This is a genomic window from Lutibacter sp. (assembly GCF_041596795.1).
Taxonomy (GTDB): Bacteria; Bacteroidota; Bacteroidia; order Flavobacteriales; family Flavobacteriaceae; genus Lutibacter.
In genome coordinates this window covers 20,672-32,063 of record NZ_JBFHHX010000019.1, presented here as the reverse complement: position 1 = coordinate 32,063, position 11,392 = coordinate 20,672, and the positions used below count along the sequence as shown (strand labels likewise).

Genomic DNA, 11,392 nt, shown 5'->3' with positions numbered 1-11,392 from the left:
TATAGCTAAGGTAAAATTTTTGTAATGTTTAAAAAGCCAGTTCAATATTTTAGAGAACGATAATAATCCAACCACTGCTCCTGCAGCAACTGTTGCTAATAATTTAAAATCTTTATCATGAATAGCATCTAAAACAGGTTTATATGCTCCTAAAAGCACTAAAATAAATGCTCCTGAAATACCTGGTAAAATCATAGCGCAAATTGCTAAAGCTCCAGCTAAAAACATAAATAATAGCGATGAATTCTCGTCTACCATGGGTTGTAATGTAGTTATGTAAAAAGCACCTACAGCTCCAATAATTAACAATACCACAGTACCAATTTTCCACTCTGTTATTTGTTTTGCCACATATAAAATACTTGCTAAAACCAATCCAAAAAAGAATGACCATACTAAAATTGGTTCATTTTCTAATAAATAGGAGATTATTTTAGATAAGGATAAAACACTAATAAAAATTCCTGATAAAAGGGCAACTAAAAAATTACCGTTTACTTTTTTCCAAGCGGCTTTAAAACCTTCCTTTTTTAATACTTTTAATGTATCAAAATTAACCGAACTAATGCTTTCTAAAAGTTCTTCGTAAATTCCTGAAATAAATGCTATTGTACCTCCAGAAACACCTGGAACTACATCTGCAGCTCCCATTGCCATTCCTTTTAAGGTTATTATAAAATATTGAAATAAGTTTCTTTGTGCCATTTGTCTGTTTATGATTTCTGACAAATGTAACATTTTTATATGAAGTTTATTTGAAATTATAAATCACTTCTAGAACATTTTCCATTTCATAAACATCTGGAAATAGTTCTTTAATTATAGAGTGATATTCAAAGTCTATTTTTAACGCTTTTTTTAAGTGTAAATCACCTTTTTTGGTGTTTTTAAATTTGTAATATAAGCACGCCAACCTATAATCTATTTCAGCAAAATCTTTAAAATAGGTTTTAGCTTTTTTCAAATACACCAAAGCATCTTCAAACTCTCCTAGAAAACATAAAACATCGCTTAAACCTATCCAAATAATTAAATCGTAATCTTGTAAAAGAATACAGTTTTCAAAAGCTTCAACTGCCTCTTCAAATAAATTTAATTTTAAATTAATTTCAGCAAATTTTCTCCAATACGCAGGGTTTTGGTCGTCAATTTCTATAGCTTTATTAATATTGTATAATGCTTTGTTGTAATTTTTACGTTTTAAATAAATCTCGGTAATTGCTATCCATCCTTTATCTAATAACGGATCTTCGTGCACTGCCTTTTTGTAAAACTCTATAGCTGGAGTCGATTTTTTTAAGCGCTCATAACATTCTCCTATTCTTAAAAATGCAAAAGCTGTTGGATCATCTAACTTTATAGTAATCTTATAATTTTCAATGGCATCTTCCCATAAATTAAGTTGCTCTAAGGTTTTTGCCTTTTCTAAATAAGCTCCTACAAAAACTTCATCAATTAAAACTGCATAATCAAAAGCTCTTAACGCTTCTTTATATTGTTCTAATATAAAATGTTGTCTTCCTAATTGATGCCAGGCAACCTCACTATATGGATCTTTATCTATATAACTATTAATGTAAACTATTGCTTCTTGGTGTTTGCTTTGCATATCAAAACAATAAATTACATTGTATAAAGAAGAATAATCTTCAAAATCTATCTCTAAACACTTTTCAAAATTTAAACGGGCTTCATCAAAATTATCTAAATACAAGTATTCCATACCTATCATAGATAATACATCCACTTCATCATCGGTATAGTTTAAAGCAATTTTTAAAGCATTTATTGCTCCAGAATGATCATCGTTTTTAGATAAAATACTTGCTTGTTGAATATAGACCTCTTCATTTGTAGGTTCAATAGCCTGAATTTCTCTTAGTAATTTGCTTGCTTCGTCAATTTCATCGTTAAAAATAAGTAGTTCTGCCTTTAATAATTTTAACATTACAGAATTTGGATGCTGTTTTAAACCTAAACTGATAGCTTTTTTTGCTAAAGAATTTTTTCCAGAATCTAAATAATAATGTATAATCTCCTCAAATTCAACAGAATCAAAAAAATAAACGCTATTTGTTTTAAGCATTGATTCAAATTTGGATAACGAAACATTATTTTCTCTTGGAGTTAAAGGCATAGTAGTAAATAATCAATTACTTTAGGGATAAAGGTACAAGAACAATGCAAAAAATTAAAAATAACTTCTAAATGTTTTTAACAAATTAATTAACAAAATGCTTTATATTTGTATTCCAAACAATGTTTGGTACTACAATGAGTAAAAAAATACTACTTAACTCAAAAGAAATTAATATCATTTTGCATCGATTGGCTTGTCAGTTAATTGAAAATCATAATAACTTTGAAAATACTGTATTAATTGGTATACAACCAAGAGGTACATTTTTAGCTGAGCGATTGGTTGAAATTTTAAAAACAGATTATAAAATTCCTTCTATTGAATTTGGGCAATTAGATATTACTTTTTACAGAGATGATTTTAGACGAAGAGACGCACCTTTAGAAGCTAATAAAACCAATATTAACTTTATAGTTGAAGATAAAAATGTTGTTTTTATTGATGATGTTTTATTTTCTGGCAGAAGTATTAGAGCTGCGCTAACTGCTGTACAATCTTTTGGAAGACCAGCAAATATTGAATTATTAGTTTTAATTGACAGAAGATTTAGCCGTCATTTACCAATTCAGCCAGACTATAGAGGAAGACAAGTTGATGTTATTAATGAAGAAAAAGTAACAGTCAACTGGAAAGATAGAGATGGAAAAGATGCCGTTTATATTATAAATAAATAAATTTATGAATCAGTTAAGTGTACAACACCTTTTAGGAATTAAACATATTAATAAAACAGATATTGATTTAATTTTTAAAACTGCAGACCATTTTAAAGAGGTAATTAACAGACCCATAAAAAAAGTTCCTTCATTAAGAGATATTACCATTGCCAATATCTTTTTTGAAAACAGTACTAGAACAAAATTATCTTTTGAATTAGCCGAAAAAAGACTTTCTGCAGATGTTATTAATTTTTCTGCCAGTCAATCTTCAGTAAAAAAAGGAGAAACATTAATAGATACGGCAAACAATATTTTATCAATGAAAGTTGATTTAATTGTAATGCGTCATCCACACGTTGGCGCTTGTGATTTTTTATCTAAACACGTAAACGCCAGAATTGTAAATGCCGGTGACGGAACTCATGAGCACCCAACACAAGCACTATTAGACTCCTACTCTATTAGAGAAAAATTAGGATCAGTAACCGGAAAAAAAATAGTAATAGTTGGTGATATTTTACACTCTAGAGTAGCACTTTCCAATATTTATGCACTAAAATTACAAGGAGCCGAAGTAAAAGTTTGCGGCCCTAAAACATTAATACCTAAATATATTGAAAACTTAGGAGTTGGAGTAGAACCAAACATTAGAAAAGCACTAGAATGGTGCGATGTTGCCAACGTTTTAAGGGTTCAAAATGAAAGAATGGATATAAATTACTTTCCTTCAACAAGAGAATATACACAACTTTTTGGAATAAATAAACCGTTGTTAGACTCACTTGGCAAGAAAATTGTTATAATGCATCCAGGACCAATTAACAGAGGTGTAGAAATTACAAGTGATGTTGCAGATGCCGATCAATCTATTATTTTAAATCAGGTTGAAAATGGTGTAGCAATTAGAATGGCAGTAATTTATTTACTTGCTGAACAAATTAAAAGAAACTAAAATGAATTTTAATAAAACAGATACTTATACCCTAGTAAAATTAACAGAAGAATCTGTAACCGATTTTGTTGCTAATTTTAAAGAAAATTACGCACAAATAGCTGATGATAACCTAATTATTGATTTTTCAGAAAAAATTAACACAGAAATTAAAGATTTATTACTACTTTTGAAAATAAGTTCGAAACACCGAACAAATGGTTTAAGTTTTGTAATAATCTGTACTGGAATTGAAATTGATGCTATTCCAGAAGAATTAAATGTAGTTCCAACTTTTACAGAAGCGTTAGATATTTTGGAGATGGATGCTATTGAACGAGATTTAGGATTTTAAAATTAGTTGCGTATTGATGAAAAAACTACTTATTATTTTATTGTTATTTTGTTCTTCTTTTGGTTTTGCTCAGCAAACAACCAACAATGCTGCTTTAAATAAAAACCAAAATATAGAAACAATATCTGTGCTATCTGCATCACCAAATCCGCTTTCTATAAAAACACAAATTAGCTTTGTTTCAAATAAAGGTCAACTTATTGAGTTTTCTGTAAAAAACTTATTAGGAAAAACTGTGTATAATGAAAGAATTGAAGTTTCTGTTGGCAACAACTCTATTCAATTTAACAGAAATAACCTTCCACAAGGAATGTATATTTATTCATTACAAACCGATACAGAAATAATTTCAAAAAGATTAGTTATTAAATGAGTTTAAAACTCACCATTTTAGGATGTCATTCCGCAACACCAAGAGTTAACGCAAACCCAACAGCGCAATTTTTAGAAATCCAAAATCACCATTTTTTGATTGACTGTGGTGAAGGAACGCAGGTTCAATTACGCAAATATGGCGTAAAATTTTCTAAAATTAAACACATCTTTATTTCTCACTTACACGGAGACCATTCCTTTGGTTTAATTGGTTTAATTTCAACATTTAGATTGTTAAACAGAGAAACTGAATTACACGTTTATGGACCAAAAGGAATAAAAGAAATAATTACATTACAATTAAAACTATCTAATTCCTGGACACAATACCCACTACTTTTTCACGAATTATCAGAAACAACTAGTCAATTAATTTTTGAAGATGCTACTGTTGAAGTTTATACTATTCCGTTAAACCATAGAGTTTATACAAACGGTTTTTTATTTAAAGAAAAAGAAGGCGAACGTAAATTAGATATGAATGCTGTTTTTAATTATAATGAAATTGAGGTTTGTGATTATCAGAATTTAAAAAATGGTAGAGACTTTATTTTAAAAAACGGAACCGTTTTAAAAAACGAAGATCTTACATTACCTCCTTCAAAACCAAAAAGTTATGCGTTTTGCAGCGATACTTCATACTTACCAGAAATTGTACCAATTATTGAAAATGCCACGTGCTTATACCACGAAACTACTTTTTTAAAGGATAAAGAAAACTTAGCAATAACAACTATGCATTCAACTGCAGAACAGGCTGCTAAAATTGCCAAACAAGCAAAAGTTGAACAACTTATTATTGGGCATTACAGCGGACGTTACAAAAATGTTGATGCTTTTAAAGCTGAAGCCCAAACTGTTTTTAAAAACACTGAACTGGCAGAAACTGGAAAAGTTTTTGAATTTTAAGTTTCTTAAAACCACGTATTGCTTTTTTATGTAATTTTATTTAAATATTTGAAATGACTAAAAAGCACATTGCTCTTCTGCTAAAAAATAGAATTGACAAAAAGAATTTTACAGAATATATTTTATCAAAAAAGGTATCTGGAAATCTTCACTATTTAAACAAATTAAAAGGTATTCTTTTTTCAGACATTGCCATTGAAAATATTATTCATGAAGAATATAAATACGATAGTATTAAAGTAGCGTTTGAAAAAAACAGAAAATTAAGTAGTTTTTCTTCAGGAGAACGAAGAAAAGAATTCTTAAAATATTGCATCCGTCAAAATCCAGATTATATAATATTCGATAGTGCTTTTGATCATTTAGATAGTAAATCTCAATTAGAGCTTTCTAATGAAATTGAACACATTTCAAATCAAATTTTAATTGTACAACTTACCAATAGTTTTGCCGACATTTTAAGTTTTATTAACCAAAAATTTGAAATTAAAAATAATAATTTTGAAGTTGAAAAAATTAACCATCCTACACTACACAACACTGTAAATTTTGAAACATCACTTCCTGATGGCTCTGAAAACATGAATGTTGAAAGTAACATTTTAGTAAACTTTAACAATGTTGAAGTTAGCTATAACAATAAAAAAATAGTAACCAATATAAATTGGGTTGTTAAAAAAAATGAGTTTTGGCAATTAATTGGTCCTAACGGTTCAGGAAAAAGCACGTTGCTTTCATTAATTACTGGAGAAAACACCAAAGCATACGGACAAGACATTACTATTTTTGGACAAAAAAAAGGAACAGGTGAAAGTATTTGGGATTTAAAAAAACGAATTGGTTATTTTTCAACCACTTTAACAGAACTTTTTAGCAGAAATCACACCTTAGAACAACTAATTCTATCTGGCTATTTCGATTCCATTGGCTTGTATCAAAAACCTCAAACACATCAAATTTACACTGTAAATCAATGGCTAAACATCATTCATTTAACAAATTATAAAAAAACACCATTTCGTAAACTTTCATTAGGTCATCAACGCTTAGCGCTAATTATTAGAGCAATAGTTAAACAACCTCCACTATTAATTTTAGACGAACCTTTAGAAGGTTTAGATGATGAGAATATTACACTAGTTACACAACTAATAAATTATTTAGTTTCAACCACTACAACCACAATTTTATATGTTTCTCATAGAGTTGAACCTAGATTATCTCCTAACTTAATTTTTGAACTTGTTCCTAACAAAAATGGCTCTTTAGGATTTATAAAAAGCATTTAAAATTTGTAATTTTTATATTATAAATTGGCTTTTCTGGTTCGTTTTTTTAGTTTAAAAATTCGATCTGCATAATATTCTTTTAATTCCTCAATAAAAGTTAACGGATTTTCATATTCCGTTAAAACTTTATATGTATGGCTTGTTTTTGCTTTTTCTAACTTTATTATTAAAGCTTCTAATTCCTTTTTTAAATACACATCTTTCACCAAATATCCTTCTCTATTTGTAACTGAAGCATCAAATTGCTCTAAAGCATTTCCACTAAAAATATGTGCGTGAAATGTTTGCATATCAACCAAATTTCCAGTTTGATAAATTTCAATAAGTTTTGCAGTAATTTCTGTAGCTACATCAATTTTTTCATGATTCATAGAAAACTTATCTGGATGCACGTGCAACATAGCTTCTCTGTATAATTTTTTCTTTTCTTTTAAAGTTTCATCATTTGTTTTACTAGAAATAATTTTGGTTACAATTTGTAAACTTTTAGTATCCTTAAACTTTTTTCCACGCATTTTTTGAGCCAATCGCTTTTCCTTTTTTTGTTGCTGCAATTTTTTATAAAGCACCGTTAGCTCTTGCTCTTCAATTAGTTGGTTTATTAAATGAGAACGCAAAATAGCTTCAAATGCATTGGTTTTTTGCTCAACATCATCCAATTCCTTTTGTAAAGCTTTTATTTTAGCTTTTAACAATAATTGTTCTTGCTCATTAGAACCTGAAATTGGAAAATTTTTATGTGACATTTATTTAACGCATTACTAAGCAAAAATGCTAAAAAAAGATGAATTTTAACTTAAAGTATTCGTTTAAACTAAGTTTAAACGCAAACCACTGCCTTTGTTGGTTTAAAAATAAACTAAAAAATAAAAAATATTTTGTAACTTTAAGTGTGTTTTTTATTAGAAAACAACACTTAACTTTTCTATTAAAAAACAACTTCGCCCTAAAAAAACAGTAACTGATTAATAACCGATTTTATATAATTAATGTTATGGCATTTATAGATTATTATAAAATATTAGGCATTGAAAAAAATGCAACCGAAAAGGATATTAAAAAAGCATATCGAAAATTGGCTAGGAAATATCATCCTGATTTAAATCCAAATAATAAAGAAGCTGAAAAAAAATTTAAAGAAATTAATGAAGCTAATGAAGTTTTGAGTCATCCGGAGAATCGAAAAAAATACGACAAATACGGAAAAGATTGGGAACACGCAGAACATTTTGAAAAAGCAGAACAGCAACAACAACATTATAAACGAAGTGCACAGCAACAATCATCTGGCGGATTTTATGAAAGTGATTATTCCGACTTTTTTGAATCTATGTTTGGAGGTTCGCATAGAAGAAGCGGTGGAAGAGTTCAGTACAAAGGTCAGGATTACAATGCTGAGTTAAAATTAAACTTAACAGATGTGTTTACCACCCATAAACAAACCCTTACTGTTAACAATAAAAAAATTAGATTAACCATTCCTGCCGGAGTAAAAGATGGGCAAATTATTAAAATTAAAGGACACGGTGGCCCAGGAATAAATGGCGGACCAAATGGAGATTTACATATTAAATTTTCCATTTTTAACAATACTTCTTTTAAAAGAGACAAAGATAACCTGTACAAAACCATAGATTTAGACTTGTACAAAGCCATTATAGGAGGTACTATTACGGTAGATACTTTTGATGGAAAAGTGAAATTAACTGTAAAACCAGAAACCAAAAATGGAACAAAAATTAAATTAAAAGGCAAAGGTTTTCCGGTGTATAAAAAAGAAGGTGAATTTGGAGATTTATACATTAGTTATCAAATAAAAATACCAACAAATTTAAGTTCTAAAGAAAAAGAATTATTTAATGAACTTGCTAAATTAAGAACATCATGAACCCAGATAATTTAATACCAATTAACACATTAAGCACACAATACAATGTTGAAATATCATTTTTTAGCAGTTTATATGAATTCGAATTAATTGAAATTATAACTATAGAACAAGTGCAATATATTAGAGTGGATAAAATAAATGATTTAGAAAAAATAATAAGAATTCATAATGAGTTAGGCGTAAATATGGAAGGAATTGATGTTGTTTTAAATATGTTAACAAAAATTCAAAAGCTTGAAAACGAATTAAATACAGTAAAAAACAGATTGGGATTATACGAAAGTTAAAACTAAAATCCATTTTATAAATGCATACGTAATATGAAAGATTTTGTACAAAAAAGATTATTTATTACAAAAAAAGTTACATTTAAAAACGATGGAATTATTTATTATTCTGGAGATTTTTTAGAGTCAAGAGAAATATTTATTTCTTTTGATGAAATAATGACCAATTCTATTACTCGCGAATTTAGAACCAATAAACTACTTATTTGGGTTACAATAGCATTTGCTTTTGTTTATGGTTTTTTTCTTCTTAATCCGTTTAATATCAACCCAGAAATTAACTCCTTTTTTTTATACCTCAGCGGATTTTTATGCCTTATTCTTCTAATTCTTACAATTTTAAGCAGAAAACATATGTTATACATTGCAACATTAGGTGGATTTTTAATTGACTTTTATGATTTAAATCCATCAAAAGAATTGGTAGAGGAATTTTTAAATACTCTCAAGAAAAAATCATTTAAATACCTAAAAGCTAAGTACACAAAAATTGATGTGGACATTTCTTTTGAAAAACAATTAGAAAATTTTATTTATTTAAGAGATAAAAATGTAATTACACAAAAAGAATATGAAACCTTAAAAAAGAAACTAAAAAATATTGAACCCGATGTAAAAGGATTTCGTTATTAATAACTATCTAAACTCAACAATACCAAGGTACATGAATTTTCAAAAGCAATAGAATTTTTAGCTAAAATTTCTTCAAACTCCTCATTTTCTGTACCAGGATTAAAAATAACTCTTTTTGGTTTTAAACTCAAAATATAACTATAATATTCCACTTGATTTTTAGCGCTTAAATACATAGTAACGGTATCTATATCAGTAAATATCTTTTTGTGATTTTCTATTTTCACACCTTCAACAAGCCCTTCTCTTAATCCAACAGCTACCACTTCTATACCTTTATTTAAAAGTCTTTTTATAGCAATATTAGAATACCTGTTTGGGTTTTCTGAAGCACCCAAAACCAATGTCTTTTTTTTCATATATCAAAATTAATTAAAGTTTGTGAACCCTAGTAATATTCCAAAATAAATAAAATATTTTCATCCAAAATCATTTATAAAACCCACAATTAACTATTGTACAAAACCTTATAAAAAGGCTAAGTTTTATTAACTAAATCTTAACAAACTAGATAAAACAAAATAATAATTTGGCAGTTATAAGGCTAAAATATTGTAAAACACAAAAAATTAAAAAGATACTTTAATTGTTTGAATTAGTTAAAAACCATCTTTTTAAAAAAAAGCCTCTAAACTTGCAATTAGAGGCTTTTATATTTATTTATTTTAAAAAATTATTACCAACGCATTATAACACTTCCCCAAGTAAATCCACTACCAAAAGCAGCTAAAACAACTAAATCATTGTCTTTAATTTTTCCTTTTTCCCAAGCTTCTGTTAATGCAATTACAACAGATGCTGCGGTTGTGTTACCATACTTCATAATATTATTATATATCTGATCATCATTTAATTTAAATTTCTTTTGAATAAATTGAGAAATTCGCAAATTAGCTTGATGAGGAATTAACATATTAATATCAGAAACTTGTAAATTGTTCTTCTCTAAACCAGCCATAATAGCCTCAGAAAAACGTACCACTGCGTGTTTAAATACAAACGTTCCATTCATATACGGAAAATAAGATTCGTCATTTTCATCATTGGCAGCTAAAATTTCAGGCACCCAATGTTTAATACTTGGTGCTAAAACTGTTAGTTCTTCTGCGTGTGCTCCTTCAGAAAATAAATGTGAAGAAAGTATACCTTTATTATTATCTTCTGTTCTAGATAAAACAACGGCTCCTGCTCCATCTCCAAAAATTACAGAAACACCTCTACCTCTAGTAGTTTTATCTAAACCTCCCGAGTGAAATTCTGAACCAATTACCAATATGTTTTTATACATTCCGGTTTTAATAAATTGATCTGCAACAGAAAGAGCATAAATAAATCCAGAACATTGATTTCTAACATCTAATGCTCCAACCGTATTCATATCTAACATATTTTGAATTTGCACACCACAGCCTGGAAAATAATAGTCTGGACTTAATGTTGCAAAAACAATAAAATCGATATCTTTTGACGTTAATCCAGCACGTTCAATTGCTATTCTTGCAGCTTTGGCTCCCATAACTGATGAAGTATCCTCACTTCCCTCCGGTATCCATCTTCGCTCTTGTATTCCTGTTCTTTCCTGAATCCATTCATCACTAGTATCCATAAATTTGGCCAAATCTGCATTTGTAACCACATTATCAGGTACATAGAAACCAAGTCCAGTTATTTTAGAATTATACATATATATTTTATTTTGGTTTTATTATTGTTACTTCAAACTTACTAAAAACTTCAAAGTATTGCAATTATATTTTACAGAAGTAAATCAACCAACAATGCGCTAATATTTGTTAGCTAAAAACAATTAATACGTCTATTTTTTTTATGAAAAAAATAACATTTTAAACTTTATCTTAAAGAAATAATAATTACTTTCAATTTTTCAAATATTAAATTCAATCATTCATTAAAATAATTACA

Annotated in this window: 14 protein-coding genes; 9 read left to right on the top strand and 5 right to left on the bottom strand. The window is 28.1% G+C overall.

The window, feature by feature from the left end:
• Positions 1-705, bottom strand: a 705-nt coding sequence (locus ABY298_RS04100) for a DUF368 domain-containing protein (RefSeq protein WP_372744732.1), incomplete at its 3' end; no start/stop codon positions are given.
• Between the two features lie 46 nt (positions 706-751).
• On the bottom strand, positions 752-2,086 hold the full coding sequence (locus tag ABY298_RS04095) for a tetratricopeptide repeat protein (RefSeq protein ID WP_372744730.1): 1,335 nt from the start codon (positions 2,084-2,086) through the stop codon (positions 752-754).
• Positions 2,087-2,274: 188 nt separating this feature from the next.
• On the opposite strand from ABY298_RS04095, the gene pyrR reads away from it, so the two are divergent.
• From pyrR to ABY298_RS04065, 6 genes are read left to right on the top strand one after another with little or no spacing between them, the layout of a single operon-like run.
• Positions 2,275-2,814, top strand: coding sequence for a bifunctional pyr operon transcriptional regulator/uracil phosphoribosyltransferase PyrR (pyrR, locus tag ABY298_RS04090; protein WP_372744731.1), 540 nt, complete (start codon positions 2,275-2,277; stop codon positions 2,812-2,814).
• Positions 2,815-2,818: 4 nt separating this feature from the next.
• Positions 2,819-3,751, top strand: a complete 933-nt coding sequence (locus tag ABY298_RS04085; RefSeq protein WP_372744729.1) for an aspartate carbamoyltransferase catalytic subunit — start codon at positions 2,819-2,821, stop codon at positions 3,749-3,751.
• 1 nt (position 3,752) lies between these two features.
• Entirely contained in the window at positions 3,753-4,085 is a 333-nt protein-coding gene (locus tag ABY298_RS04080) for a ribonuclease Z (RefSeq protein ID WP_372744728.1), read from the top strand.
• Positions 4,086-4,101: 16 nt separating this feature from the next.
• On the top strand, positions 4,102-4,458 hold the full coding sequence (locus ABY298_RS04075) for a T9SS type A sorting domain-containing protein (protein ID WP_372744727.1): 357 nt from the start codon (positions 4,102-4,104) through the stop codon (positions 4,456-4,458).
• A complete protein-coding gene (locus ABY298_RS04070; RefSeq protein WP_372744726.1) occupies positions 4,455-5,369 on the top strand; it encodes a ribonuclease Z in 915 nt (304 codons plus the stop codon). The genes ABY298_RS04075 and ABY298_RS04070 overlap by 4 nt, the downstream gene beginning before the upstream one ends.
• 53 nt (positions 5,370-5,422) lie before the next feature.
• Positions 5,423-6,658 carry an ATP-binding cassette domain-containing protein gene (locus tag ABY298_RS04065; RefSeq protein ID WP_372744725.1) on the top strand — a complete coding sequence of 412 codons (1,236 nt, stop codon included), beginning with the start codon at positions 5,423-5,425 and terminating at the stop codon, positions 6,656-6,658.
• A 17-nt stretch (positions 6,659-6,675) separates the two neighbouring features.
• Here the strand turns inward: ABY298_RS04065 and ABY298_RS04060 are convergent, their stop codons facing one another.
• Positions 6,676-7,404, bottom strand: a complete 729-nt coding sequence (locus ABY298_RS04060) for a hypothetical protein (protein WP_372744724.1) — start codon at positions 7,402-7,404, stop codon at positions 6,676-6,678.
• Positions 7,405-7,652: 248 nt separating this feature from the next.
• Here ABY298_RS04060 and ABY298_RS04055 point away from each other — a divergent pair, with 248 nt between their 5' ends.
• The 3 genes from ABY298_RS04055 to ABY298_RS04045 are packed head-to-tail and all read left to right on the top strand — an operon-like array spanning position 7,653 to position 9,469.
• Positions 7,653-8,546, top strand: a complete 894-nt coding sequence (locus ABY298_RS04055; protein WP_372744723.1) for a DnaJ C-terminal domain-containing protein — start codon at positions 7,653-7,655, stop codon at positions 8,544-8,546.
• Positions 8,543-8,836 (top strand): chaperone modulator CbpM, encoded by a 294-nt coding sequence (locus ABY298_RS04050; RefSeq protein WP_372744722.1) that lies wholly within the window; start codon positions 8,543-8,545, stop codon positions 8,834-8,836. Before ABY298_RS04055 ends, ABY298_RS04050 begins: the two co-directional genes overlap by 4 nt.
• A 33-nt stretch (positions 8,837-8,869) precedes the next feature.
• Positions 8,870-9,469: a hypothetical protein gene (locus ABY298_RS04045; protein ID WP_372744721.1), complete on the top strand. Its 600-nt coding sequence runs from the start codon at positions 8,870-8,872 to the stop codon at positions 9,467-9,469.
• Here the strand turns inward: ABY298_RS04045 and ABY298_RS04040 are convergent.
• Both ABY298_RS04040 and ABY298_RS04035 read right to left on the bottom strand, forming a co-directional pair.
• Positions 9,466-9,828, bottom strand: coding sequence for a CoA-binding protein (locus ABY298_RS04040; RefSeq protein WP_372744720.1), 363 nt, complete (start codon positions 9,826-9,828; stop codon positions 9,466-9,468). The genes ABY298_RS04045 and ABY298_RS04040 overlap by 4 nt on opposite strands.
• A gap of 317 nt (positions 9,829-10,145) precedes the next feature.
• Positions 10,146-11,153, bottom strand: coding sequence for a 3-oxoacyl-ACP synthase III family protein (locus ABY298_RS04035; protein WP_372744719.1), 1,008 nt, complete (start codon positions 11,151-11,153; stop codon positions 10,146-10,148).
• Positions 11,154-11,392: the final 239 nt, after the last annotated feature.